Source organism: Micromonospora sp. WMMD1076, from assembly GCF_029581475.1.
Lineage (GTDB): Bacteria > Actinomycetota > Actinomycetes > Mycobacteriales > Micromonosporaceae > Micromonospora > Micromonospora aurantiaca.
In genome coordinates, this window is the sequence record NZ_CP120862.1 from 902,485 (window position 1) to 928,667 (window position 26,183).

Here is a 26,183-nt window from a genome sequence, read left to right on the forward strand (position 1 = left end):
CGGCCTCTCCCCGGACCGGCCGCGACGACTTCCGAGAGTAGTTGTCCGTTCAGCAGAATGTCACGCATGAACCTTCCCGTACCGCGGCTCGGACCGTACCCCGATCGGCCCCGCCCCTACCCGCTGGACCACCCGGCCCACCTGCCGATCCGGCCGCTCTGGCTCTGCCGCGCCTGCGGCGGGCCGTGGCCCTGCGCCCAGGCCCGCCTGCTGCTCAAGGTCGAGTACGCGGACCACCCTGTCGACCTGGCCGTCTACCTGTCCGGGCTCTACCACGAGGCCACCCACGACCTGTTTCGCCTCAACCCGCAGGACGGGCCGACCCCGCGCGAGCTGTTCGAGCGGTTCGTCGGCTGGGGCCCGTACCGGCGGAGCATCACCGATACGATGCCCGGGACATGACTGCGCCCGGGGACTTCGACCTGACGACGGACGAGTTGCGCGAGGTGGCGCGGTACGCGGTCCGGCACGCGGAGGACGTCCTCCCGGTCTACGAGCGGGCGGTCCCCGGCGACCCGCGTCCCCGCGCGGCTGTCGACGCGGCCTGGATGTTCGTGCGCGGTGCCGCCCGGACGAGACTCCAGCGGGTCACGTCCCTCGACGCGCACCGGGCCGCCCGGTCCGCGCCCACCGAGGCCGCACGCCTGGCCGCCCGGACCGCCGGTGACGCCGCGGCGGCCGCGTACCTGCACCCGATCGCGAAGGCCACCCAGGTCGGCCACATCCTGCGGGCCGCCGCCAACGCCGCGCGCGTCGCCGAACTGGAGGCCGGCGGCGACGAGAACGTCGGGGATTCGCAGGTGGACCGCTCCCGGCGGCTCGCCACGCCCGTGCTGGTGGACGTGCTGCGCCGCTATCCGCCGCTGACCGGCGGCGGCAGCCGGGTCGCCCGGCTGATGAGCACGCTGGACCACGACCTGCGCCAGGGCACCGCCGAGCCGGAGGCCGCGTCGTGATCCTGCCGAAGGTCCGTGATCCCCGGTTCATCACGATCCGCCGGGGCGGGACGCTCACCGACGAGCACCATCACCTGCTGGCGCTCTGGGCCGCCACCTGCGCCGAGCACGTCCTCGGCCTGTTCGAGGCGGTCCGGCCGGACGACAGCCGCCCGCGCGAGGCGATCGAGCACGCCCGTGCCTGGGTGCGGGGCGAGGTCAGGATGATGGAGGCGCGTGCGGCCGGGGGTCACGCCATGGGCGCGGCCCGGGACCTGCGCGGCGCGGCCCGCAACGCCGCGTACGCCGCCGGTCAGGCCGCCGTCGTGGCCCACGTCGCCGCCCACGAACTCGGCGCCGCCGCGTACGCGATCAAGGCGGTACGCGCGGCGGCGCCCGCCGGTCTCGCCGGGGCGGCCGGGCGCGACGAGTGCCGGTGGCAGCGCGACCGGCTCCCGGCCGAGATCCGCGAGCTGGTCCTGGACGACCAGCGCCTGCGCAACGACATCTGCTGGTCGGTCTTCGACTGCTGACGCCGCTGCGCCGGTCAGCGCAGGACCGTGATCGCCGCATCCGCCGTGACGTGCTTCCACGGCACCAGCACCACTGTGCCGTCGCGCTCCAGCACCTTCGCGTCGCTGCCCTCGGTGCCGGCCGACAGCGGTGCCTCGGCCACCACTGTGACCTCGCCGGTGGCCGGGTCGATCCGGACCAGCCGCGGGGCGAGGTCACGCCGGTCACCCACCTCCCACGCCAGCAGGCCCTGTTCGTCGAGGCGGACGAGTTCCACCTCGCTGCCGGTGTGCCCGGACGACACCCAGCGCCGCTTCCCGGCAACCAGGTCGATCGCCACCACCTGGTTGGCCTGGCGCATCCCGCCGCCGACGGGAGCCGCCTCGGTGGGCAGGTAGAGCGTGTCCGCGTCGGCCAGGTACGGCCGGATCCCCGGCCCGCTCACCGTGTTGGAACGGTTGACCGGCAGGTCGCTGAACCGCGTACCGTCGACGGGGTTGCCGAACGTGGCCCGCGCCTTGCCGGCGGCGTCGCGCGCGACGAACGTCTCGGTGCTCAGACCGGGCAGGCTGACCAGCGGGTCGACGCTCAGCACCCCGTCGCTCTGCTGCGCGGCCGGCAGTTGCTGCTGCCAGCGCGGCTTGCCGGTGGCCGGGTCCAGACCGAGCAGCGCGCCCCGGTCCCCGTCGCAGATCGCTGTGACAACGGCCTGGTCCCCGGCGGCCTGCGCGTCGGTCAGGCGGCAGTCGCGGCCCGGCAGCAGCCGGTCGGCGTCGGTCTGCCACAGCCGCTTGCCGTCGGCCAGCGCGTAGCCGAGGACGCTCTCGCCGCTGCGGACGACGACCTGCCCGGCGGCCACCGACAGGTCCGGGGCGACGATCTCGGACCGGCCCGTCCGGCGCTCGACGGGGAACGTCACCCGCCACGTCTGCGTGCCGGCGGCCGCGTCGAACCCGGCGAGCGTGTCGCACGAGTCGGCGGAACCGAGCGCCACCACGCCGCGCCCCTCGGCCAGCGTCTGCGCGGCCGCGCACAGCGACGTCGCCTGCGGCGCGGGCACGCCCCATGCCTGGGCGCCGTCGTCGAGCCGGTAGGCGATGACGCCGTCCGGCTGGGCCCGGACCACCGCGTCGCCGACCAGCCAGGCGCCGAACATGTCCTGCCCGTCGTACGTCTTCAGCCCGTTGCGCTGCCGCTCCGGGAAGTCGAGCACCCACGCGGTGCGCAGCTTCCTCCCGTCGCCGTCAGCGCCGCCGACCAGCCGGGACACGCCGTAGGCGGTGCCGGCCGCGACCGCGAGCGCTGCTGCCAGCCCACCGGCGACGAGCAACGCCACGCGTCCGCGCCGCTTCGGCGCCGCCGGCGGCGCACCGGCCGGTCCCGGCCGGCCCGCCGGTGGGTACGCGGGCGGCTGCTGCTGGTGCTGATACGTCATCCGTCGTCTCCGTTCCCGGTCAGCGCGCCTGCGCGCGGACGTAGGCGGCCCAGCCGGCCTGGAACTCGTCGAGCGACACGCCCAGCACGTCCCGGGCGGCGCGGTCGGTCGGGGTGCCGCCGTAGACCGCCTCGACGAAGCGGAACAGCTTCACCTCGCCGTGCTTCTCGGCGAGGTGGTTCATCGCGGCGTGCCCGAGCCAGTAGTGGAAGCTCAGCCGGTCGGGGTCGTCCCACTCGCCGTTGCCGGGCAGCGTGCCGTTCCACCCGTCGCGGACCAGCCGCCGGGCCTGCGCGGTGCGCTCGCTGGCACCGAGCGGGCGGCCGTGGAACGCGATGTACTCGGCGAAGCCCTCGACCACCCACTCGTCGAGCTTGCTGAACGCGTCCACAGCGGTCAGGTCGGTGCGGGGCGTCATCAGCGAGTGCGCCACCTCGTGCCGCAACACCATGCGGGCGTCGTTGTCGCCGCCGGTACGGGTGAAGTAACGGTCGCTGGTGTCCACCACGATGCGGGTGCCGCCGATCGTGTCCTTGCCGTCCTTGCGCTCGGCCGCGACCAGGCCCAGCGAGAAGCCCGCCTCGGTGGCCTTCTCGGTGCCGATCCGGTAGAGCGAGGTCATCTCGTCCTTGCCGTCGGCGAGCGTGATGACGAAGCCGCTCGGCACCGGGCCGGGTGGCCCGCTGGCCCGCCACACGGCCAGGCCGTTCGTCACCGCCACATCGGCGGCCGGGGCGTACCGCTTCGCCACGTCGGCCCGGGCGGCGTCGGTGATGAGCAGGGCGTGCGGAGTCCGCTCGACGTGGATCTCCCGCCACTTGTCCCACGGACCGGGGTAGTGGACGCTCTTCGAGCCACCGTTGCCGGCGGCCGGAGCGCCGGTGACAGCGGTGACCCGGATCGGCGCGTCCTTGCCGGTGCGGACGATCGTCCAGCGGTACCACTCGGTGACCGGGGCCAGGTCGAAGCCGTCGAGCTGGTGCACGAAGGAGACGTCGAGCTGGAACGTGACGCCCTGCCCGAAGGCGTCGGCGCTCCGGCCCTGCCGCTCGATCGTCTCGTAGCGGGCCACCGACAGCGGCAGCTTCCCCAGGTTGCGGAACAGCTGGGTCTGCCCGGCGATCAGCTCCTTGCGGGCCGGGTCGAACGCGGCCAGGTAGCCGTCCAGGTCCTTCGCGGCGAGCGCCTTGCTGTGCCGGTCGAGCAGGGCGGTCAGCTCGGCGTTCGTGACTGTGACGCCGTTCGCGCCGGCTGCGGCCTTCGGCGCCGGGCCGTCCTCGTCGTCGCCGCGCAGGCCCAGCCCGACGCCGACCGCCGTGCCGGCGCAGACCGCCAGCGCGAGCGCACCCGCCGCGAGCCCGATCCAGAGCCCCCGGCGGGACTTCGGCGCCGCAGGCGGCGGCCCCCACGGTCCCGGCTGCGCGGGCGGCGGTGCTGCGGCGTACCGGGGATCGGCGTTACCGGGCGGTGGCCAGCCCGCCGGTGGGTGCCCCTGCGTCATGTGGTTCCTCGCTCGTGCCGTGTGCGGGACCGGCCGGACGGTTTCGCCCGGCCGGATGACGGCAGACATCATCCCCGGTCCGGACGACGGATTCTGCCCCGCCGGACGTGTCGGACGGATTTGTCCCCTCGGGTGGCTGTCGTGAGCAGGACGTCGAGACATCCGCCACGTCCGGCGTCCAGGGTCAGCGGGACCGGTCCGCGCGGTGACAGACTGTGCGACGCACTTCTGCCGGGACGTCTGAGGGAGGCGCCGTGCGCTGGCGCAGCTACGTGGCGGTGGGCGACAGCTTCACCGAGGGCATGGACGACGCGTATCCGGACGGCAGCTACCGGGGCTGGGCCGATCTGGTCGCCACCCGCCTCGCCGCCGAGGCCGGGCCCGACTTCGGGTACGCCAACCTGGCCATCCGCGGCCGGCTGTTCCCCAACGTGGTGGCCGAGCAGGTGCCGTCAGCGCTGGCCATGAAACCCGACCTGATCAGCTTCGCGGCCGGCGGCAACGACGTGCTGCGCCGCAGCTTCGACCCGGACTCGTTCGTCCCCCGCTTCGACTCGGTCGTGCAGCGGCTGCGGTCCGGCGGCAGCGACGTGGTGCTGTTCCGGTTCGCCGACGTGATGGCCCGGCTGCCCGGCCAGCGGCTGGTGGCTCCCCGCGTCGCGCTGCTCAACCGGGCGGTCGGCGAGGTGGCCGAGCGGCACGGCGCGATCCTGGTCGACCTGTACGCCGACGACACCTACCTCAACCCGCTGCTCTGGAGCACCGACCGGCTGCACCTGTCGGCCGCCGGGCACCGCCGGGTCGCCGCCCAGGTGCTCACCGCGCTCGGCATCGGCTGCGAGGAGGAGTGGCTGATGGTGCCGCCGCATCCGGCACCCAGCCCGTGGCTCGCCGCGCGCGCCGCCGACCTGCGCTGGGCCGGCCGGCACCTGGCGCCGTGGATCAGGCGCCGGCTGACCGGGCGGTCCTCCGGCGACTTCGTCACCGCCAAGCGGCCGGTGCTCAGGCCGGTCGAGCGCGACTGAGCGTGCGAACCGTCCACGCCGCCGACCTGCTGCGGCTGACACCCGACGACCCACCCCGCGCCGGGCTGGCGGTCGTGGTCGCCGGCCGCCTGGTGCACCGCCGCGCCTGACCGGCACCGCGTTCCGCCGATCCGGCGTACCTTGGGGATCATGCCTGTGCCGAGCGATCCGCATCCCCACCTCCAGTCGTACGCCGACCCGCAGCGCCTGGTCACCACCGAGTGGCTGGCCGAGCACCTGGGCGACGAAGGGCTCGTGGTGGTCGAGTCCGACGAGGACGTGCTCCTCTACGACACCGGCCACATCCCCGGCGCCGTCAAGGTCGACTGGCACACCGAACTCAACGACCAGGTCACCCGCGACTACCTGGACGCCGCGAGCTTCGCCGAGCTGTGCGCGGCCAAGGGCATCGGGCGGGACGACACGGTCGTCTTCTACGGCGACAACTTCAACTGGTGGGCCGCGTACGCCCTCTGGGTCTTCTCCCTCTTCGGTCACCAGGACGTACGGCTGCTCGACGGCGGCCGGCAGAAATGGATCGCCGAGGGGCGGGAGCTGACCCGGGACAAGGTGAGCCGGCCCCGCGCCTCGTACCCGGTGCCGGAGCGCAACGACGCGCCGATCCGCGCGTACCGGGAGCAGGTCATGGCGCACGTGGCGGCCGGGCGGCCACTGGTGGACGTGCGGTCGCCCGGCGAGTACACCGGCGAGATGCTGCACATGCCGGACTACCCGCAGGAGGGCGCGCTGCGTGGCGGGCACATCCCGGGCGCGGTGAGCAAGCCGTGGAAGTCCGCCGCGAACGACGACGGCACGTTCAAGTCCGCCGACGACCTGCGCGCCATCTACGGCGACCAGCTTGGGCTGAGCCCGTCCGACGACGTGGTGGCGTACTGCCGGATCGGCGAGCGGTCCAGCCACACCTGGTTCGTGCTGCACCACCTGCTCGGGTTCCCGCAGGTGCGCAACTACGACGGCTCGTGGACCGAGTGGGGCAACCTGGTCCGGGCCCCCGTCGTGAAGGGCGACCAGCCCGGCGGCCTGACCCGCTGAGCGTCCCGGCCGGTCAGCGGCCGGCTATCGACAGCCGGCCGGGGACGTTGCTCGCCACCCAGTCGACAGCACCGGTCTCCGGCCGCCACCGGGCCAGCCCGGCGTCGTAGCGGAGCAGCACCGCGCCGTCGGCGGTCCACCCGTACACCTCGCAGCACCCCTTGGTCCGGTCCTCGCGGCCCAGGTCGAGCAGGCGGGTCACCGCCCCGGTACGGGCGTCCAGCACCGCCACGCCCTCGGCGCCGCTCATCGTGCCGGCGGCACCCGCGGTGGTGGTCCACCCGGCCTGGCCGATCCGGTCGCCGCGCTGCCAGCCCCGCCCGTAGACCTCGTTCAGCTGGTAGCCGGGAGGAAGCTCCCCGGCGGTCACCGGCCGCCGCTCCGGCGCGCCACCGGAGGCGGGGAACCGGCGTACGGCCAGGCCGCCGTCCCCGGACCAGCCGCCGACTGTGAACAGGTCACCGGACCGGGCCGGCTCGGGTACGACGAGCGTCCACGGGTCGACCGGGAGCTTCCGCGCCGACCCGGTGCGCCGGTCCAGCTCGTACGCGGTGTCGTTGTCCCCGACCAGCAGCCGGTCCCCGGCCCAGACCACGTGTTCCAGGTAGCCGGTGAGCGGATAGCGGCGGACCGCGCCGTCGGTCAGGCCGACCACGACGACCTCGCCGGTCTGGGCGAACGCGGCGGTCCGGCCGTCCGGCGACAGGCTGCCCGGCTTGAGCGGAGCGGCCTCGTTGCCCCCGGCGTCGCGGGTGGGCGCGAGCGTCACCACGTCGAGTTCCCGGACCATGCCGTCGTCACCCAGCACCCGGACCGGACCGGCGTCGCCGGTCTCCGGGTCGACCGGCTGGTAGAGCGCCAGCGCCCGGCTCACCGGGCGGTCGGAGAGGGCGAAGGCGACCCGGTCGCCGAGCCGGCCCAGCGGGTCGCCCGCCTGTCCGAGCCGGTCCGGCGGCCGCTGCACCACAGGGGCGCTCGGCGCCGACGTCACAGTCGGGCGAGGCGGTGCCGCAGGTGGTGGGCCGGAGCGGTGCAGGAGCGCGGTCGTACCGCCGCCGAGCAGGACCACGGCGACGGCTGCGGCGCCGGCGGCCCGGCGGCCGCGGCGGACCCGTCCGGCCCGCTCCCATCCGGCCTCGGCCGGCCGGGTCGGCCGGATCTCCTCGGCGGCCCGGGTCAGCAGCCGGGTCAGCTCGGGTTCGCTCACGGGTTCGCCTCCATCCCGGTCATCAGGACGTCTCCGGACGTGCCGGGGGCGGGTACGACGTCACGCAGCTTGCGCAGCGCGTCGTGGCACTGGCTCTTGACGGTGCCGACGGTGACGCCGAGCGCCTCGGCGGTGGCGACCTCGGTCAGGTCCTCGAAGTAGCGCAGCACCACGACGGCCCGTTGACGTGGCGGCAGCCGGTCGAGAGCCGCGCGCACGGTGAGCCGCAGCGCGGCGTCCGCGTCGGCACCCGGCCGGTCGGGTGGGTACGCGCTGAGCCACTCCCGCCGCCGGCGTCGCCACCAGGAGACGGCGTCGCGGTAGAGGATGGCGCGCACGTACGCGGCCGGGTCGCCGTCGCGTACCGTCGACCAGCGCAGCGCCAGCTTGAGCAGCGCGTCCTGAAGCAGGTCCTCGGCCTGGTGGCGGTTCCCGCAGATCAGGTACGCGGCGCGCAGCAGCCGGTGCTGGTGCGACTCGACGAAGGCGAGGTAGTCCGCCCGCCCGTCGTCCGCGTCACGCCTCATCCGGCTCCTCCCTCCGTCACCCGCCAGACGCGCGGGACGGGGGCAAAGGTTGGGTCAGGTAGCGCTGAATCGTCGGTCCGACCCAGTCGGCCAGTTCCTCGGGGTCGAGGTCCACCACCGGTGGCAGCCGGACGACGTACCGGGTGAGCGCGAGACCGAGGATCTGGCTGGCCACCAGACCGGCCCGGCGGGCGGCGGTCGCCGGGTCGGCACCGGACCGGGCCACCGCGGTGGTGAGCTGGCCGGCGAAGATCCCGCGCATCCGTTCGGCCGCGCCGGGGTTGGTGGCGGCCGCCCGGAGCAGGGCGACGAGTGTCCCGTCCGCCTCCCAGCGGCGCACGAAGTGCCGGGTCAGTGTCTCGCCGAGCCGTTCCGGCGGCACCTTGATCAGGTCGGGCAGGCGCAGGTCGAACTCGGCTGCCGCGGCGAACAGCCCCTCCTTGCTGCCGTAGTAGCGCATCACCATCGAGGGGTCGATGCGGGCGTCGGCGGCGATGGCCCGGATGGTGGCCCGGTCGTAACCGTCGGCGGCGAAGCGTTCCCGGGCGGCGCGCAGGATGGCCGCCCGGGTGGCGTCGGAGCGGCGGGTGCGGGTGGCGGGTTCGGTCACGTCCCCGACTGTATGCCAACACGTGTTGACATCGGTTCTACAGTGAAGTCAACAAGCGTTGGCAAACATTCGTTGACCTGAGCCCGGAGGTGGAAGCGATGCTCCCCGAACGCACCGACGTCCTCGTGGTGGGAGCCGGGCCGACCGGCCTGGCCGTGGCGGTCACGCTGGCCGGGCACGGCGTGACCGCGACAGTCGTCGACCGGCTCGCCGAGCCGCCGGTCACCTCACGTGCCGCGGTCGTGCACGCCGGCACCCTCGAAGTGCTGGAGCGGATCGGGGTCGCCGCGCCACTGGCCGCCCGAGGGCTGCGTTCGGCCCGGTTCAGCGTCCGCGACCGGGACCGGGTGCTGCTCACCGTCCCCTTCGACAGGTTGCCGTCGCGCCACCCGTACGCGCTGCTGATCTCCCAGGCCGAGAGCGAGGCGGTGCTCACCGACCGGCTCACCGCGCTCGGCGGGCGTGTGCTGCGGCCGTACGAGATGACCGGCCTGGACCTCGACGGCGACGGCGCCGTCGCGCGCTTCGACGGCGGCCGCGCGGTCCGGGCGCGCTGGGTCGTCGGTGCGGACGGGATGCACAGCCGGGTCCGCGAGCTGGCCGGCATCGGCTTCGGCGGCCCGGCCGACCCCGGGGAGTCGTTCCTGCTCGCGGACGTCCGCGTGGACAGCGCGCTCCCGCGCGACCAGGTGAGCATCTTCCTGTCCCGGCAGGGCCCGCTGGTCTGGGCGCCGCTCCCCGACGGCACGGTCCGGCTGGTCGCCACAGTGGCCGACGCGCCGCGCGACCCGCAGGCGCACCACTTCCAGGCGCTGCTCGACGAACGCGGTCCGGCGCGCCGGCCGGACCGGGTCACCGGCATGGCGTGGTCGTCCCGGTTCCGGATCCACCACCGGATCGCGAGCACCTACCGGTCCGGGCCGGTGCTGCTCGCCGGGGACGCCGCGCACGTGCACAGCCCGGCCGGTGGGCAGGGGATGAACCTCGGCCTGCGGGACGCGGTCGCGCTCGGCGACGCGCTCGCCGCCGGTCCGCAGGCCCTCGACCGGTACGCCGCCGACCGCCGCCCCCGCGCCGAGGAGGTGCTCGGCTTCGCCGCCGGGCTGACCCGGCTCGCCGCCGCGCCGCCGGCCGTGCGACCGCTGCGGAATCTGCTGCTCCGGGCGGTCTCCACGCTCCCGCCGGTCCGTCACCGGATCGCCGTTCGCCTGGCCGGCTTCGAGCCCGTGCGGCCGGGCAGGTGATCAGTGCGGTGGCGCGACGGACAGGGCGGTACGCGCTCGGAAGGTCACCCAGACGGCGGCCGTGACCAGGGCGAAGACCGCGGCGGCCGCCCAGGGGACAGGCGCCAGGCCGAACGCCTCGGCGGCGACACCGGCCAGCACCGCGCCGACCGGGGCGGCGGCCAGCCCGGCAACCCGCTGTGCCGCGCCCACCCGGCCGAGCAGATCCGGGGGTACGTGCCGCTGCCCGTACGCCGCCCGCAGGCTGTTCCAGATCGTGGAGCCGGCGGTGAACCCGGCCATCGCGAGGCCGCCGGTCAGCGGGTGCCGGGCCAGGGCGAATCCGGCCAGCGCCAGCGTCTGCCCGAGCAACACGACACGCAGCGTGGGCAGCGTGCCGAAGCGGGCGGCCAGCCGTCCGGCGAACAGCGCGCCGCCCAGCCCGCCCGCGACAGCGCCGGCCGCGAACAGCCCGTACGCCGCCTCCGGCACCCGTAGCACGGCCAGCGCATAGAGCACGAGCACCGAGGCCAGCCCTCCGACGGCCAGATTCGACCCGGCTGTCCCCACCGTCAGCGCCCGGAGAACCCGATCCCGTCGAAGAAACCGAACCCCCTCCCAAACCCCGCCCCTGCTCTCGTTGATCTTGCGGTTGTGGCCCCTGGACTGTCCCTTTTGTGCGGGCTTGCCGGGGCGGAAAGTGCAAGGTCGGCGGGGAGCCGGGGCGGGGATGGCGAGGATGAGGACGGCGGCCAGGGCGAAGGTCAGGGCGTCGGCGGTGAACGGGAGTGCGGGGGAGACGGCGAAGAGGACACCGGCCAGGGGTGCGCCGACGAAACCGCCGGCCACAGCCGTTCCGGCCTGGAGGCGGGCGTTGGCGCCCGCCAGCCCTTCGGGCGGCACCACGGTGGGCAGCAGCGCGTACGCGGACGCGTCGAAGAGCGTGCCCAGCAGGGCGAGCAGCGAGGCGACGGCGACCAGCGTGACGATCCCGGCGTGCCCGGTCGCCACGGACCAGGCCAGCGCCGCCACCACCACGGCCCGCGCCCCGTCCACCACCGCCATCGTCCGCCGCCGGTCCCACCGGTCCGCGTACACGCCGCCGAGCAGGCCGAACAGCAGCGGCGGAAGGAGCCCGGCCACTGTCACCGCGGCTACCGCGCGAGGGTCGCGGGTGAGCGTGGCGGCCAGCAGGGCCAGAGCCGGCGTACGCAGGGAATCGCCCACCTGCGAGCAGACGGCGGCGGACCAGAGCAGCCGGTAGTCGCGGCCCGGCGCGGTGGTGATCGTCATGCCGGGAGACGGTGTGCCCTGCACCCGGTGGAGGGTCAAGCCGCCGGTGTGAAACGGGACGGACACTGTCGGCGCTGACCGGTACGGTGAGCGCCGAAAATCCGAACCGGGAGCGCGATTGGACCGCACCTTCCAGGTGGACCTCCGTGGCGTGGTCGACCTGCTCAGTCATCACCTCTACGGCAGTCCGCGGGTCTACGTGCGCGAGCTGCTCCAGAACGCCGTCGACGCGATCACCGCGCGCCGGTCCACCGAGCCGAAAGCCCCGGCCCGGGTCCGCATCGAGCCGCCGGAGCTGACCGGCGACGGGACGCTGCGCGTGCACGACACCGGCGTCGGCCTGACCGAGGCGCAGGTGCACGAACTGCTCGCCACCATCGGCCGCAGCTCCAAACGCGACGACCTGGGCTTCTCCCGGCACGAGTTCCTCGGCCAGTTCGGCATCGGCCTGCTCTCCTGCTTCCTGGTCGCGGACGAGATCCGGGTGGTCACCCGGCACGCCGACGAGCCCACGGTGCTCTGGACCGGCTGGTCCGACGGGCGGTACGCGGTGCGGCTCGCCGAGCCGGATCAGGCTCGCGACGAGCCCGGCACCACAGTCACGCTGGTGCCCCGGCGCGACGCCGGCCAGTGGCTCGGCGTACCCACAGTCACCGAGCTGGCCCGCCTCTACGGCGGCCTGCTGCCGGTCGACGTGCGGGTCGGTGACACGCCGACCACCGCCGGCCCGCCGCCGTGGCCGACCACGCCCGGTGCGCCGGTGGACCGGGCCGCCCTCCAGCGCTACGCGCAGGAGCTGCTCGGGTTCGTCCCGTTCGACGTGGTGCCGCTGTCGGTGCCCGAGGCCGGCCTGACCGGCGTGGCCTTCATCCTGCCCGCCGCGGTGAACCCGGCGGCCCGGGCCGGGCACCGGGTCTACCTCAAGCGGATGCTGCTCAGCGAGCACGCCGACGGGCTGCTGCCCGAGTGGGCCTTCTTCGCCCACTGCGTGGTCGACGCCAGTGAGCTGCGGCCCACCGCCAGCCGCGAGGCGCTCTACGAGGACGCGCTGCTCACCTCCGTCCGGGAGGCGCTCGGCGACCAGATCCGCGGCTGGCTGGTCCGGCTCGCCAAGCACGACCCGCGCCGGCTCGGCGAGTTCCTCCAGGTGCACCACCTCGGGGTCAAGGCGCTCGCGATGCACGACGACGAGATGTTGCGGCTGGTCGACCAGTGGTGGCCGATGGACACCAACGTCGGCACGCTCACGCTCGCCGAGTTCCGGCAGCGGCACGGCGTGCTCCGGTACGCCGCCAGCCTGGACGAGTTCCGCCAGCTCGCCGCCGTGGCCGCCGCGCAGGGCCTGGCGGTGGTCAACGGCGGCTACACGTACGACACCGAGCTGATCGAGCGGCTGCCCACAGTGGACCGGTCGGTGCTGATCGAGCGACTGGAGCCGAGCGACCTCACCACCCGGTTCGAGATCCTCGACCCGGCGACCGAACTGGCCCTGCGGCCGTTCCTCACCGCCGCGCAGCGGGCCCTGGAACGGCTCGGATGCGAGGTCGTGATCCGGGCGTACGACCCGGTCTCGCTGCCGGCGCTCTACCTGGTGTCCCGGTCGGCCGCGTTCCACGACCAGCTCGCCGCCAGCCGGGACAAGGCCGACGAGCTGTGGGGCGGCGTGCTCGACGCGCTCGCCGCCTCAGCCCCGCCGGACCGCCCGCAACTGGTGCTCAACCACCGCAACCCGCTGGTCCGCCGGGTCACCACGCTCGCCGACCCGGAGCTGGTCGGGCTGGCCGTCGAGGCGCTCTACGGGCAGGCTCTGCTGCTCGGGCACCACCCGATCCGGGCGGCCGACGCCGCACTGCTGAACAGTTCCTTCCTCGGCCTGCTCGGCCGGGCCGTACCGGGAGAGACCCGTGACTGACGACGACCTCTGGCGGATGCACCACGAGATCGAGTCCATGCCGTACGGGCCGGGGCAGATCGCCGCGCTCGAACAACTGCTGCGCCGCGCCGACGCGGGTGACGACCGGCACCTCGCCTTCGCGGCCCGGGTCACCGGCACCACCGCGTACGTCTACGGCGGCGAACCGGCGAAGTCCTTCGTCACGTTCTCCTGGTGCCTGGCCGAGTACGACAAGGACCCGCAGCCCTACCACCAGCGCTACACGCACCAGTTGCTCTGGTTCTTCAAGTACATGGTCAACGCCATGGTGAAGTTCCCGGAGCTGCCGCTGGACCGGACGTACGCGGTGCTCGACGACATGGAGCGGCGTTACCGCGACTCCGGGCACTCGCTCCAGGCGGTCTACAAGCACCGCTACCTGGTGGCCGCGCACCTGGGCGACGACGAGGCGGCGGAGCAGTGGTACCGCAAGTGGATGACCGCGCCCCGCGACACGCTCTCCGACTGCGCCGGCTGCGACCCGACCACGCAGGTCGCGCACCTGGTGCGGCACGGCCGGCACGGGGAGGCGGTGGCGCTGGCCGAGCCGGTGCTCGCCGGGCGCCTCACCTGTAGCGAGCAGCCGCAGGGGATCCTCACCGCGCTGCTCACGCCCTACCGCGAGACCGGCCGCACCGATGCCGCGCGGGACGCGCACCGGGAGGCGTACCGGCGGGTGCGCGGCCACCTCGCCGACCTGTGGGACATCGCCGACCACGTCGAGTTCTGCACCGTGACCGGCAACGAGGCCCGCGCCCTGGAACTGGTCGAGCGCCACCTGGACTGGCTGGACCGGGCGCCCACCCCTGCTGCCGCGATGCACTTCGCGGCCGCCGCCTCGGCCGCGCTGCGTCAGGTGCCGGCCGAGCTGACTGTGCACCGCCGCGCCTCCGGCGAGCGGCCGGCCGCCGGCGTGCCGGCGGGTGTGCTCGCCGACGAGCTGGCCGGTACGGCGACCGCGCTGGCCGAGCGCTTCGACGCGCGCAACGGCACCACGCACCAGTCCGGCCTGATCGCCCGCAAGGTGGCGGCCGGGCCGGTCGGCGAGCACCTGCCGCTCTCCGCGAGCCTGCGCCGCCCGGCGGTTCCCGCGCCGGGTACCGGCTCGGACGCGCCGGTGGCCTCTCCGCAGCCGGTGACGGTGCCCGCCGACGCCGGTGCCGACGAGCTGCTCGCGTTGGCCGAGGAGTGCTGGCGCACCAACCGCCGGGGCGGCCTGGTCGCCGCGTTGCACGCGTACGACGAGCGGTTCGGCGACGCCGACGTGCCGGCGACCACCCGCGCCTGGCGGCTGGAGCTGCGGGCCGGTGAGCTGTCCCAGGACGACGACGGCGTGCCGGTGGCGATCGAGGTCAACCGCGAGGCGCTCGCCGCGTGGCGGGAGGTGCCGGACCCGCTGCGCGCCCAGGTGGTCGCCGGGCGGCTCGGTGTGCTGCTCAGCATGGTCGAGGAGAGCGCGGACGAGGGCCTGGCCCTGGCCCGGGAGTCGGCCGGCTACCTGACCGAGCACGGCGGGCCGCGTGACCGGGCCGCCGGCTGGGACCGGCTCGCCCTGGCCCACGTGCACCGCGAGCAGTGGGCGGAGGCGCTCGACGCGCTCGACCGGGCCGAGGCGGAGGCGGACGCCGATCCGTGGCTGGCCGGTCGGGTCGCGCTGCACCGCACGCATGTGCTGGAGCAGTTGGAGCGGGCCGAGGAGTTCCGGGACGCGGCGGCACGGTCCCGCCGGCTGGCGGGCGAGCTGGGCGACGCGGAGATGCTCACCGGCGCCTGCCTGGCGTACGCCCGCGCCACCGACGACCCGGCCGACGCGGTGGCCGCGTGCGAGGAGGCGCTGTCGGTCGCCCCGTCCGGCGCCCACCTGCCGCTGCGGGTCACCCGGGGCCGGGCGCTGATGGCCGCCGACCGGGCGGGCGAGGCGGTGGAGGATCTGGCCGAGGCTGTCACTCTCTGCGTCGAGCAGGGGCTGGACGGTGACGCGCTGCTGCGCTGGGAGCTGGCCGAGGCGTACCGGGTGGCCGGGCGGCTGGCCGAGGCCGCCGAGGTGGCCGAGGAGGCGGTGCTCGGGCTCGACCGGGCCGGTGCGCAGGCCGAGGCGGACCGGTGCCGGCACACGCTGGCGGGCATCTACTCCGGCCTCGGTGAGACGGATCTGGCGCTTACGGTGCTCGACACGCTGGCCGAGAACCTGGACGGGCCGGACAATCTCCCCCACCGGGCGCAGGTGCTGGAGGAATCCGGTGGCCTGCTCTACGACGCCGACCGGGACGCCCTGGCCGCGCAGCGGTTCGCGGCGGCGGCGACCGCCTGGCGGCTGGCCGGCTTCCAGGTGGACGAGCTGCGGGCCCGGCGGCGGGAACTGCTCGCCCTGCACTGGTCCGGCGACCTGCCGGCCGCTGTGGCAGCGATCGAGCGGGTGGACGAGGCGGCGACCGCGCTCCCGGCCGAGGCAGACGAGGCGCCGGTGGTCACGTACGAGCGGGCGATGGCCGCCGACGCGGTGGCCCGGGTGCTGATCGGCGAGGACCGTCTCACCGCCGCGCTGGACCGGGTGGACGGGGTGCCGGAGCGCCTCCGGTCGATCGAGGCGTTCGGCGAGGCGGCGCAGGTCGAGGTGCTGACCGGCGAGCTGCTGCTGCGCGACGGGCGGCCGGAGCAGGCCGAAGGACTGCTGCGCCCGGTTCTGGGCGGGCTGCCCACCGGCTCCCGTCCCGCCACGCAGGCCGCCTGGCTGCTCGCCCGCGCGCTCGACGAGCAGGGCCGGGAGGCCGAGGCGTCGAAGGTCCGCGCCGACCACGGCATCGAGGAGGACTGACAAGACGGGCTGGGGCAACCGTTGGGTAACCGCGGCTGCCCCAGTTCGATCGCGAGGTCTAGGCTGGTCCGGTGGCGGTGGAACAGCAGGCACGGGGTGCGGCGGGTGCGGCCCGGCGCCGGTCCCGGCGGGACGAGATCCTGGAGATCGCGGTCGGCCTCTTCGCGGCGCGCGGCTACCACGGTGTGTCGATGGACGACATCGGCGCGGCGGCCGGTGTCACCGGTCCCGCGCTCTACCACCACTTCGCCGGCAAGGAGGCGATGCTCGTCGCCGCTCTGATCCCGGTGAGTGAGGGGTTGCTCACGGGCGGGCGGGAACGGGCCGCCGGTCACCCGGGCGACCCGCGTGCGGCGCTGGAGTCGCTGATCGACTTCCACGTCGACTTCGCGCTGGCGAACCCGGCGGTTATCGCGTTGCACCTGCACGAGCTGGACCGCCTCCCGGACGAGCCGCGCCGCCGGATCCGCCGGCTCCAGCGGATGTACGTCGAGGAATGGGTCACCGTGCTGACCGCGCTGCACCCCGGCCTGCCCGACGGCGCGGCCCGGGTGCTCGCCCACGCGGCGTTCGGCCTGATGAACTCGACACCGTTCCTCGGCGGCGAGGTGGACCGCCGGCGCCGGGCCGAACTGCTGCGCGGCGCGACCCTCGCGGCCCTGCTCGCGCCCACCGACCCGACCTGACACGCCGCGCGTACCTTAACGCATGTTAAGAAGAGACCCCGGCTTTGCGTCGAGAAGGGGTCACGTCCGTGCAGAAGATGATCGAATCGTTGTTGGTCGCGAATCGGGGGGAGATCGCGCGGCGGATCATCCGCACCGGTAGGCGGCTCGGGATCCGGACGATCGCGGTGCACTCGGAGGCCGACGGCGCGCTGCCGTTCGTGACCGAGGCCGACGAGGCGGTCTGCGTCGGCCCGGCGAACCCGGCGCAGAGCTACCGGAACGTCGAGGCGATCCTCGACGCCGCCCGTAGCACCGGCGCGCAGGCGATCCACCCCGGCTACGGCTTCCTGTCCGAGAACGCGGACTTCGCCCGTACCGTCGAAGGGGCCGGCCTGATCTGGGTCGGGCCCGGCGCCGACGCGATCAGCGCGATGGGCGACAAGATCAACGCCCGGAACCTGATGGCGGCCGCAGGGGTGCCGGTCGCGCCCGGCACCACCGAACCGGCGAGCGACCTGGACGCGGCGGTCGCCGCCGCCGCGGAGATCGGCTACCCGGTGATGGTCAAGGCCGCCGCCGGTGGCGGCGGCATGGGCATGGGCGTCGCAGCCGACGAGGCGGCGCTGCGCACCGAGTACGACAAGGTCCGCGCGTTCGCCGAGCGGATGTTCGGCGACGGGTCGGTGCTGATCGAGCGGTACTTCCCCCGGGTGCGCCACGTCGAGGTGCAGATCCTCGGCCTGGCGGACGGCCGGGTGGTGGCGCTCGGCGAGCGGGAGTGCTCGGTGCAGCGGCGCAACCAGAAGCTGGTCGAGGAGTCGCCGTCCCCGGCGGTGTCGCCCGAACTGCGCGAGCGGTTCCTGGCCGCGGCGGTACGGGCCGGCGAGGCGGTCAGTTACCGCAACGCGGGCACTGTGGAATGCCTGCTCGATCCTTCGACGCAGGAGTTCTTCTTCCTGGAGATGAACACGCGGCTGCAGGTCGAGCACCCGGTCACCGAGTACGTCTACGGCGTCGACCTGGTCGAGGAGCAGTTGCGGGTGGCGTCCGGCCTGGCGCCGACGTTCGACCCGGACGCGCTCACCCCGCGCGGTCACGCCGTCGAGCTGCGGATCAACGCCGAGGACCCGAGGCGGTTCCTGCCCGGCCCGGGCGCGATCACCACCTGGAACGAGCCGTCCGGCACCGGCGTCCGGGTCGACTCCGGCTACGTCGCCGGCAACACCGTCACGCCGTTCTACGACAGCCTGATGGCCAAGCTGATCCTCACCGGGGCGACCCGCGAGGAGGCGGTCGAGCGGGCGCGGGCGGCTGTCGCCCAGTTCGAGATCGTCGGCCCGAAGTGCAACCTGCCGTTCTTCGCCGAGCTGCTGGAGAACCCGGAGTTCCTCTCCGGCGACTACGACACCGGCATCGTCTCCCGGATGCGCTGACGCCACCCGGTGTCATGCTCGACTCAAGTGAGGTGAACCTGATGGCGCAACTTCCGGAATCCGTGAGCATCCGTGAGGTCGGTCCCCGCGACGGCCTCCAGAACGAGGAGCCCATCCCCACCGACGCGAAGGTGCGGCTGCTCGACGCGCTGTCCCGCACCGGGGTGCGGCGCATCGAGGCCGTCTCCTTCGTCCACCCGAAGGCGATTCCGCAGATGGCCGACGCCGACGAGGTGTGGCAGCGGGCGGAGAAGGTCGGCGGCGTGCGCTACTCCGCCCTGGTGCCGAACACCCGTGGCGCGCAGCGGGCGCTGGCGGCCGGCTTCACCGAGATCGAGGTGGTGGTATCGGCCAGCGACACGCACAACCGCCGCAACGTCAACCGCTCCACGGACGAGTCGCTCGACGACATCGCCGAGCTGATCGACCTGCTGCACGGCGCGGGCGCGACCGCCGAGGTGATCGTGGCGACCAGCTTCGGCTGCCCCTACGAGGGCGACGTGGATCCCCGCCGGGTCGCCGCGATCGTCGACCGCGTCGCCCGCGACGGCGCGGACCGCGTCGCCTTCGGCGACACCACGGGCATGGGTACGCCCCGGCGCGTCCGCGAACTGGTGACGGCGGTCCGGGACCGAAACGCCCACCTGCCGGTGCTGCTGCACTTCCACAACACCCGTGGCACCGCGCTGGCGAACATGCTCACCGCGATGGAACTGGGGATCACCGAGTTCGACGCCAGCGTCGGCGGCCTCGGCGGCTGCCCGTACGCCCCCGGTGCCACCGGCAACCTGGCCACCGAGGAGGCGGTGCACATGCTGCACGACATGGGTATCGACACCGGCATCGACCTGGACGCCCTGATCGAGGCCGCCGGGCTGGCCGAAGACCTGGTGGGCAAGAAGCTCCCGTCCGGGGTCCTCCGAGCCGGCCCCCGAACCCGCCTGACCCCCCTCCCCGCCTGACCCTGTTCCCCCGTTGATCGAGGAGTTCGTGTCCTTCGGGGGCCCGGATGAGGACACGAACTCCTTGATCACGGGGGTGGACGGGGTGCGGGGGTGTGGTGGGGTGCCGGGGACGGGGCGGGTGGGGTAGCCTAACGATCGTTCAGGTCGGTGGGTGCCCTGTGCGGGGGCCGTGGCAACGGGAGTCGGCGTGACGCTCGACGGTGAGGCTCTGGAGCAGCTACGCAAGCGCGCCCGCGCCGGCGGTGCGGACAAGTACCACGCGGCGAACGCCGCGAAGGGGAAGCTGTTCGCCCGCGAGCGTGTGGCGTACCTGGTCGACGAGGGCTCCTTCGTCGAGGACGGGCTCTACGCCAACGCGATGGCCGACGGGCTGCCCGCCGACGGCGTGGTCACCGGCACCGCGACGATCGACGGCCGCCAGGTCTGCCTGATGGCCAACGACTCCACTGTCAAGGCCGGCAGCTGGGGTGCGCGTACCGTCGAGAAGATCATCCGGATCATCGAGCGGGCCTACGCGACCGGCGTCCCGATGGTCTACCTGGTCGACTCGGCCGGCGCCCGGATCACCGACCAGGTCGACCTGTTCCCGGGCCGCCGCGGCGCCGGAAAGATCTTCTGGAACCAGGTCCGCGCCTCCGGCTCGATCCCGCAGGTCTGCGCGCTGTTCGGGCCGAGCGCGGCGGGCGGTGCGTACATCCCGGCGTTCTGCGACGTGGTCGCCATGGTGGACGGCAACGCCAGCATGTACCTCGGCTCCGACCGGATGGTCGAGATGGTCACCGGCGAGAAGACCACGCTGGAGGCGATGGGCGGCGCGAAGGTGCACTGCGCCGAGTCCGGCGTGGGTCACTTCCTCTGCAAGACCGAGAACGACGCGCTCGACGTGGTGCGGACCTACCTGTCCTACCTGCCGTCGAACTGGAAGCAGGACCCGCCGGCCGCCGAGGCGGTGGCCGCGCCGGAGAAGGCCGACCTGGCCGCGCTGGTCCCGGCCAGCGAGCGGCAGGCGTTCGACATGCGCCGGTACGTCAAGGGCCTGCTCGACGAGGGCAGCTTCTTCGAGATCCAGGCGCTGTGGGCCAAGGAGCTGACCATCGGGTTCGGCCGGCTGAACGGCGAGGTCGTCGGCGTGGTCGGCAACAACTCGATGTTCAAGGGCGGCGTGCTCTTCGTCGACTCGGCCGACAAGGCGACCCGGTTCGTGCAGCTCTGCGACGCGTTCAACGTGCCGCTGCTGTTCCTCAGCGACGTACCGGGGTTCATGGTCGGCAGCGCGGTGGAGAAGCAGGGCATCATCCGGCACGGCGCCAAGATGATCACGGCGATCTCCGAGGCGACCGTACCCAAGATCTGTGTGGTGGTCCGCAAGGCGTACGGCGCGGGTCTGTACGCGATGGCCGGTCCCGGCTTCGAGCCGGACGCCACGATCGCGCTGCCCACCGCGAAGATCGCGGTGATGGGCGCGGAGGCCGCTGTCAACGCGGTCTACGCCAACAAGATCGCCGCCATCGAGGACGAGACCGAGCGGGCCGCGTTCGTGGCCGCGAAGCGCGAGGAGTACGAGCGCGACATCGACGTCGTCCGCCTCGCCAGCGAGCTGGTGGTGGACGCGATCGTCGAGCCGCACGAGCTGCGCGCCGAGCTGGTACGCCGGTTCACCGCCGCGCGCGGCAAGGAGCGGCACTTCTCCCGGCGCCGGCACGGCGTCACTCCCGTCTGACCCACCCCCGCCCCGGCGTCACGAGCGCCCGGCCCGTCCGTACCGCCGTCCCACCAGGAGGATCAGATGGACTTCCGGCTCAGCGACGAACAGGAGGCGCTGCGCTCCAGCGTGCGGGAGTTCGCCCGCGAGGTGGTCGCGCCCACCATCGCCGAGCACTACGAGCAGCACACCTTCCCGTACGAGATCGTCCGTCAGATGGGCAAGATGGGCCTGTTCGGGCTGCCCTTCGCGGAGGAGCACGGCGGCATGGGCGGCGACTACTTCGCGCTCTGCCTGGCGCTGGAGGAGCTGGCCCGGGTCGACTCCAGCGTGGCGATCACGCTGGAGGCGGCGGTGTCGCTCGGCGCGATGCCGATCTACCGGTTCGGCACCGAGGAGCAGAAGGCGCAGTGGCTGCCGAAGCTGCTCAGCGGTGAGGCGCTGGCCGGGTTCGGGCTCACCGAGCCGGGCACCGGGTCGGACGCGGCCGGCACCCGGACGCGGGCGGTCCTGGACGGCGACGAGTGGGTGATCAACGGATCGAAGGCGTTCATCACCAACTCCGGCACCGACATCACCGCGCTGGTCACCGTCACCGCCGTCACCGGTACGCGGCCGGACGGCGGCAAGGAGCTGTCCACGATCATCGTGCCGTCGGGTACGCCCGGCTTCACAGTCGCGCCCGGCTACTCGAAGGTCGGCTGGACCGCGTCGGACACGCATGAGCTGACGTTCGACGACTGCCGGGTACCGGCGGCCAACCTGCTCGGTGAGCGCGGCCGGGGCTTCGCCCAGTTCCTGCGCATCCTGGACGAGGGCCGGATCGCCATCGCGGCGCTCGCCGTCGGCCTGGCCCAGGGCTGCGTGGACGAGTCGATCAAGTACGCCAGGGAGCGTCAGGCGTTCGGCCAGCCGATCGGCAACTACCAGGCCATCCAGTTCAAGATCGCGGACATGGAGATGAAGGCGCACACGGCCCGGCTGGCCTACTACGACGCGGCCGCCCGGATGCTCGCCGGTGAGCCGTTCAAGCGTCAGGCGGCGATCGCCAAGCTGCACGCCAGCACGGTGGCTGTGGACAACGCCCGCGAGGCGACGCAGATCCACGGCGGGTACGGCTTCATGAACGAGTACCCGGTGGCCCGCTTCTGGCGCGACTCCAAGATCCTGGAGATCGGCGAGGGCACCAGCGAGGTGCAGCGCATGATCATCGCGCGCGACCTCGGCATGTGAGGACGCCCGGAACCGCGCCCTGTCGGATATCGGCGGTGGACGGTCGGGTGGTTGACGATGGGCTGTGGAGCGTCGGAGTCCATCCGTAATCTTCGTGCCCATGACTCCGGATCATGACCGTGCGCGAGGCCCAAGCGGTCGTACCGGTCTGTCCGGCCTGCTGCGCGGGCACCGGCTCGCCGTCGGCCTGACCCAGGCCGAGCTGGCCGGACGGGCCGGCGTGGGCGTACGGACGGTCCGCGATCTGGAACGGGGGCGGGCCACCCGGCCCCAGCGCACCACAGTCGACCTGCTGGCCGACGCGCTCGGCCTGAGCGGTGACGAGCGGCGGGAGTTCGTCGACACCGCCCGGCCCGCGGCATCCCGCCCAGCCGGTGCCGCCGACGACGATCCGCCGGTGGCGCTGCCCCAGCCCGTACCGCTGCTCGGCCGGGAACGGGACGTGGCGGAGGTGTCCGGCCTGCTCGACGCGTACCCGGTGGTGAGCCTCGTGGGGCTTGCCGGGGTGGGCAAGACGGCGCTGGCCGTCACAGTCGCGCACGCGGTGGCGGCCCGCCACCCGGCGGGCGTGGCAGGCGTGCTCGTGGGCGAGGGCTCGGACGCCGCCGACGTGCTCGCCGCGTCGGCGTCGATGTTCGGTGTGAACCGGCTGGCCGACCTGTCCTGCCGGATCGGCGACCGGCGGGCGCTGCTGCTCGTCGACGCCGTCGACCGGGCGCCGGAGCCGGTGGCCGAGGCGCTCCGCGTCCTGACCGCCGCCGTGCCGACGCTGCGGGTGCTGGTGACCGGCCGCCGCCCGGTCGGCCTGGCCGGTGAGATGGTCCGGCCGGTCGCGCCGCTGGACGTACCGCCGCCCGGCACCGAACCCGCCGACCGGGCCGGCCTGGACCGCTGGCCGGCGGCGGCGCTGTTCGCCGCCCGCTTCGCCCAGGCCCGCCGGGAACCACCGGCCCCGGCCGAGTTGCCGGCGCTCGCCGCGCTCGTGCGCCGGCTCGGCGGACTGCCGCTCGCCATCGAGCTGATGGCCGCACGGGGACGCATCCTCGACGTCACCGAGCTGCTCGACCGCTACGGCGACCGCGTCCTGGACCTGACCGGCGTACGCCCCGGCTGGGAGCCCGCCGACCCGTCCGCCGGCACTGTGACGCTGCGCGACGCCGTGGCGACCAGCTATCACCTGCTCGCCACCGCCGACCGGGCGGCGCTGCGGCGGCTGTCAGCGTTCCGTAACCGCTGGTCGGTCGAGCTGGCCGAGGATCTGCTCGCCGACGGCGGCCGGCGGTGGGACGCCGCGCCGATGCTGGACCGGCTGCGCGAGCTGGGCCTGCTGAGTGTCCGAGGCACCGGTCCGTTCCGGTTCCGCCTGCTGGACGCGGTCCGTGACTTCGCCGCGGAACAGGCCGACGTGGAGGGCGAGACCGCCCGGATCCGGATGCGGCACGCCGCGGTGATCGCCGGTCTGGTCCGCCGCACCGCGCCGGGGCTGGTGGGTGCACAGATGTCCGGCGCGGTGCACGTGCTCGACGAGGCGACGAGCGACATCACCGCCGCGCTGGCGTACGCCGCCGAGCACGCGCCGGAGACCGCGCTCCTGCTCGCCGCCTCACTGCCCCGATGGTGGCGGCTGCGCGGGCGGGACGTGTCCGGCCGGCGCCGGCTGCGGCGGCTGCTCGCCGATCCGCGTACCGCTGGTGCCCGGCCCACGCTGCGGGCCTGGGCCATGCTCGGCGCGGCCCGGCTGGCCGCCGAGCACGGCGCGGGTGCGGAGGAGCTGCCGGCGGCCCGGGCCGCCCTTGTCGTCTTCGCCGAGGCGGGCGACGTGACAGGCGAACTGTCCGCCCGGTCCGTGCTCTGCGCGCTGCTGCTCGGGCTCGGCGCGCACGACGAGGCCCGCGAGCAGGCCGAGGCCGCGCTGGCGTCGGCCACCCGGCACCACCGGGTACGCGAGATGGCAGTCGCCCAGGCCCACCTGACCTGGCACGACGTACGCGAAGGTCGGCTGGCCGGTGCCCGGCGGCGGCTGGCGGCTGTCGACCGCCTGGCGGCACAGTGCGGTGACCAGCGCCTGCGTGTGCTGGCGCGGGCCGATCAGGCCGAGCTGACCCGCCTGGAGGGCCGATACGCCGAGGCGGCCGAGCAGGGGCGCCGGGTGGCGGCCGCGCTCGCGGAGCTGGGTGATCCCGGGCGGCGGGGACGGACGGTCGGCGCGGTCGGGCTGGCGCTCGCCCACGCCGGGCGCACCGACGAGGCGCTGGCCACGATCGCCGAGCTGTGGCCGCCGGGAGTGGTGCCGGGCCGGCGCCGTCCGCCGGCCGTGGAGATGCTCGATCCGCCCGGCCCGGGTGGGGACGTGCGCACCGAGGACGCGCTGCGCGGGTTGATCGAGGGGCACGTGGCGCTGCACCGGGGAGACCGGGAGCTGGCGGCGGAGTGGTTCGCCGCTGCTGCCGACGCGGCCGAGGGTGTCGCCGACCGGCGGGATCTGGTCGAGGCGCTGGTGGGGTTGGCGGTCAGCACCGCTGATCCGGCCGTGCTGGATCGGCTGGACGTGGCGCGACAGGTCACCGGCGTCAGCCTGTTGCCGCAGGAGGAGGAGTTGCTGTTCTCCCTGACGGCCCGACGGGGGCGATGAGCGTCCTGTCGTCACCCGGGGGGTCGCGGTGGCCGCACTGCGCGTCGGCCGGGCACGGACGGGACGGAGGGCGCGGGGGTGGCGCGAGCGAAGTAGCCCCCTGGTGCTGCCCCTCGCTCCACGCTCGCGCCAGCACCCCCCGGTGCCCCCCGCAGCCGGAAGACTACCGAGGTCGGACGACCGATTCGCGTATATGTGGACCGCTTTGTCCGGCCGTTTGGGCGGTTCTGCCGGTCATTCTGCCGGTGCCCGGCAGGTAGTGCCCGGCAGGTCGCGGACCGTCAGGCGGCGTTCTCGGCCGGCTCGGTGCTGCCGGCGGTGGCGCCCGGATGGACCGCGTCGCGTACCCGGCGCAGCCCGTCCAGCAGCCCGTCGAGCTGTGCCGGGTCGAGCTGGCCGGTGAACCACTGCTCGATGATCCGCAGATGGCCGGGAAGGACGTCGTCCAGCCGGCTGAGCCCGGCGGTGGTCACCACAGCGAAGGAACTGCGCCGGTCGGACGGGCAGGCTCGCCGGCAGATCAGCCCGTCCCGCTCCATCCGGTCGACCACGCGGGTCACGCCGCTGGTGGAGAGCGAGGTCTGCGCGGCCAGGTCGGTCATCCGCAGTTGGTTGTTGGGTGAGCGGGCGAGCCGGGTCAGCACCTCGAACTCGACCGGGGAGAGGTCGTGCTCCTCGAACTGGGCGGCGAACCGGGCGGCGAGCCCGGCGTGCGCCTCGACGAGCAGGCCGACGGCAGTGATCTTGGGGTCGTCGAACACGTTCTGGTCCACGCCACCATCCTAGCAACACTTGACACGGGGAATATTGTCTCAACTATAGTTGCTCAGTCAGTCGTTGGGCTCCTAAACATTTTTCCGGAGGAGAGCATCATGACCAGCAGCACCGAGGCGACTACCCGCGACTGGGAGGGTCTCACCATCCCCACCCCCGGCACCTACGTGCTGGACGCCGCGCACAAGCGTGTCGGCTTCGTCGCGCGGCACATGATGGTCAGCAAGGTACGCGGTGAGTTCGCGGACGCCACCGCCACCATCACCGTCGCCGACGACCCGATGCAGTCCTCGGTCACCGCCAGCATCCAGGCGGCCAGCATCAACACCGCCCAGGCGGACCGCGACGCGCACCTGCGCAGCCCGGAGTTCCTCGACGCGGAGCAGTTCCCGACGCTGGAGTTCCGCAGCACCGAGGTGAAGTCCCGCGAGGGCAACGAGTTCGTGCTCGTCGGCGAGCTGACCATCAAGGGCGTGACCCGTCAGGTCGAGCTCGAGGTGGAGTTCGAGGGCGTCGGCCGCAGCCCGTTCGGGCAGGACATCTTCGGCTTCTCCGCCTCCACCGAGATCGACCGGGAGGACTTCGGTCTGACCTGGAACGTGGCGCTGGAGACCGGCGGCGTCCTGGTCGGCCGCAAGGTCAAGATCGAGATCGAGGGTGAGGCCATCCGCCAGGGCTGAGCCCGGCACAGGCCCGCAGGGCCCGC

Annotated in this window: 22 protein-coding genes; 15 read left to right on the forward strand and 7 right to left on the reverse strand. The window is 73.9% G+C overall.

The features are described 5' to 3' along the window. Positions 1 to 57 precede the first annotated feature (57 nt). The 3 genes from O7622_RS04465 to O7622_RS04475 are packed head-to-tail and all read left to right on the forward strand — an operon-like array spanning position 58 to position 1,468. Positions 58 to 402 carry a hypothetical protein gene (locus O7622_RS04465; protein ID WP_282311980.1) on the forward strand — a complete coding sequence of 115 codons (345 nt, stop codon included), beginning with the start codon at positions 58 to 60 and terminating at the stop codon, positions 400 to 402. Beyond that, entirely contained in the window at positions 399 to 956 is a 558-nt protein-coding gene (locus O7622_RS04470; protein WP_282311981.1) for a putative immunity protein, read from the forward strand. Before O7622_RS04465 ends, O7622_RS04470 begins: the two co-directional genes overlap by 4 nt. Then, the gene (locus O7622_RS04475; protein WP_282311982.1) at positions 953 to 1,468 is read left to right on the forward strand and encodes a putative immunity protein; all 516 of its coding nucleotides are present in this window, start codon (positions 953 to 955) and stop codon (positions 1,466 to 1,468) included. Before O7622_RS04470 ends, O7622_RS04475 begins: the two co-directional genes overlap by 4 nt. 14 nt (positions 1,469 to 1,482) lie before the next feature. On the opposite strand, the gene O7622_RS04480 is transcribed toward O7622_RS04475, so the two are convergent. Both O7622_RS04480 and O7622_RS04485 read right to left on the reverse strand, forming a co-directional pair. Then, positions 1,483 to 2,883: a PQQ-like beta-propeller repeat protein gene (locus tag O7622_RS04480; protein ID WP_282311983.1), complete on the reverse strand. Its 1,401-nt coding sequence runs from the start codon at positions 2,881 to 2,883 to the stop codon at positions 1,483 to 1,485. Between the two features lie 19 nt (positions 2,884 to 2,902). After that, positions 2,903 to 4,384 carry a hypothetical protein gene (locus O7622_RS04485; RefSeq protein WP_282311984.1) on the reverse strand — a complete coding sequence of 494 codons (1,482 nt, stop codon included), beginning with the start codon at positions 4,382 to 4,384 and terminating at the stop codon, positions 2,903 to 2,905. A 254-nt stretch (positions 4,385 to 4,638) separates the two neighbouring features. On the opposite strand from O7622_RS04485, the gene O7622_RS04490 reads away from it, so the two are divergent. Continuing rightward, positions 4,639 to 5,409 carry an SGNH/GDSL hydrolase family protein gene (locus O7622_RS04490; protein ID WP_282311985.1) on the forward strand — a complete coding sequence of 257 codons (771 nt, stop codon included), beginning with the start codon at positions 4,639 to 4,641 and terminating at the stop codon, positions 5,407 to 5,409. A 150-nt stretch (positions 5,410 to 5,559) separates the two neighbouring features. Further along, positions 5,560 to 6,462, forward strand: coding sequence for a sulfurtransferase (locus O7622_RS04495; protein ID WP_282311986.1), 903 nt, complete (start codon positions 5,560 to 5,562; stop codon positions 6,460 to 6,462). A 13-nt stretch (positions 6,463 to 6,475) separates the two neighbouring features. Here O7622_RS04495 and O7622_RS04500 read toward each other — a convergent pair whose 3' ends face one another. The 3 genes from O7622_RS04500 to O7622_RS04510 are packed head-to-tail and all read right to left on the reverse strand — an operon-like array spanning position 6,476 to position 8,806. Further along, positions 6,476 to 7,669 carry a hypothetical protein gene (locus O7622_RS04500; RefSeq protein WP_282311987.1) on the reverse strand — a complete coding sequence of 398 codons (1,194 nt, stop codon included), beginning with the start codon at positions 7,667 to 7,669 and terminating at the stop codon, positions 6,476 to 6,478. Beyond that, positions 7,666 to 8,196, reverse strand: a complete 531-nt coding sequence (locus tag O7622_RS04505) for a SigE family RNA polymerase sigma factor (protein WP_282311988.1) — start codon at positions 8,194 to 8,196, stop codon at positions 7,666 to 7,668. The genes O7622_RS04500 and O7622_RS04505 overlap by 4 nt, the downstream gene beginning before the upstream one ends. 16 nt (positions 8,197 to 8,212) lie before the next feature. Then, on the reverse strand, positions 8,213 to 8,806 hold the full coding sequence (locus O7622_RS04510) for a TetR family transcriptional regulator (RefSeq protein WP_282311989.1): 594 nt from the start codon (positions 8,804 to 8,806) through the stop codon (positions 8,213 to 8,215). Between the two features lie 98 nt (positions 8,807 to 8,904). On the opposite strand from O7622_RS04510, the gene O7622_RS04515 reads away from it, so the two are divergent. Continuing rightward, positions 8,905 to 10,050: an FAD-dependent monooxygenase gene (locus O7622_RS04515; protein ID WP_282311990.1), complete on the forward strand. Its 1,146-nt coding sequence runs from the start codon at positions 8,905 to 8,907 to the stop codon at positions 10,048 to 10,050. On the opposite strand, the gene O7622_RS04520 is transcribed toward O7622_RS04515, so the two are convergent. Continuing rightward, entirely contained in the window at positions 10,051 to 11,322 is a 1,272-nt protein-coding gene (locus O7622_RS04520; protein ID WP_282311991.1) for an MFS transporter, read from the reverse strand. A 118-nt stretch (positions 11,323 to 11,440) separates the two neighbouring features. Here O7622_RS04520 and O7622_RS04525 point away from each other — a divergent pair, with 118 nt between their 5' ends. The 8 genes from O7622_RS04525 (at position 11,441) to O7622_RS04560 (ending at position 24,703) form a co-directional block, all read left to right on the forward strand. Further along, a complete protein-coding gene (locus O7622_RS04525) occupies positions 11,441 to 13,234 on the forward strand; it encodes an HSP90 family protein (RefSeq protein ID WP_282311992.1) in 1,794 nt (597 codons plus the stop codon). Next, positions 13,227 to 16,070, forward strand: a complete 2,844-nt coding sequence (locus tag O7622_RS04530) for a hypothetical protein (RefSeq protein ID WP_282311993.1) — start codon at positions 13,227 to 13,229, stop codon at positions 16,068 to 16,070. Before O7622_RS04525 ends, O7622_RS04530 begins: the two co-directional genes overlap by 8 nt. A gap of 71 nt (positions 16,071 to 16,141) precedes the next feature. After that, positions 16,142 to 16,756 (forward strand): TetR/AcrR family transcriptional regulator, encoded by a 615-nt coding sequence (locus O7622_RS04535; RefSeq protein WP_282311994.1) that lies wholly within the window; start codon positions 16,142 to 16,144, stop codon positions 16,754 to 16,756. A 77-nt stretch (positions 16,757 to 16,833) separates the two neighbouring features. Then, the gene (locus O7622_RS04540; RefSeq protein WP_282314036.1) at positions 16,834 to 18,171 is read left to right on the forward strand and encodes a biotin carboxylase N-terminal domain-containing protein; all 1,338 of its coding nucleotides are present in this window, start codon (positions 16,834 to 16,836) and stop codon (positions 18,169 to 18,171) included. A 41-nt stretch (positions 18,172 to 18,212) separates the two neighbouring features. After that, positions 18,213 to 19,133, forward strand: coding sequence for a hydroxymethylglutaryl-CoA lyase (locus tag O7622_RS04545; protein ID WP_282311995.1), 921 nt, complete (start codon positions 18,213 to 18,215; stop codon positions 19,131 to 19,133). Positions 19,134 to 19,323: 190 nt separating this feature from the next. Further along, on the forward strand, positions 19,324 to 20,856 hold the full coding sequence (locus O7622_RS04550) for an acyl-CoA carboxylase subunit beta (RefSeq protein WP_282311996.1): 1,533 nt from the start codon (positions 19,324 to 19,326) through the stop codon (positions 20,854 to 20,856). A 66-nt stretch (positions 20,857 to 20,922) separates the two neighbouring features. Continuing rightward, complete coding sequence (locus O7622_RS04555) at positions 20,923 to 22,071, forward strand: acyl-CoA dehydrogenase family protein (protein WP_282311997.1); 1,149 nt, start codon at positions 20,923 to 20,925, stop codon at positions 22,069 to 22,071. A 100-nt stretch (positions 22,072 to 22,171) separates the two neighbouring features. Then, on the forward strand, positions 22,172 to 24,703 hold the full coding sequence (locus tag O7622_RS04560) for a helix-turn-helix domain-containing protein (protein ID WP_282311998.1): 2,532 nt from the start codon (positions 22,172 to 22,174) through the stop codon (positions 24,701 to 24,703). A gap of 281 nt (positions 24,704 to 24,984) precedes the next feature. Here the strand turns inward: O7622_RS04560 and O7622_RS04565 are convergent, their stop codons facing one another. Further along, a complete protein-coding gene (locus tag O7622_RS04565; RefSeq protein WP_282311999.1) occupies positions 24,985 to 25,476 on the reverse strand; it encodes a MarR family transcriptional regulator in 492 nt (163 codons plus the stop codon). Positions 25,477 to 25,575: 99 nt separating this feature from the next. On the opposite strand from O7622_RS04565, the gene O7622_RS04570 reads away from it, so the two are divergent. Further along, a complete protein-coding gene (locus O7622_RS04570) occupies positions 25,576 to 26,157 on the forward strand; it encodes a YceI family protein (protein WP_282312000.1) in 582 nt (193 codons plus the stop codon). The last annotated feature ends 26 nt before the right edge of the window (positions 26,158 to 26,183 follow it).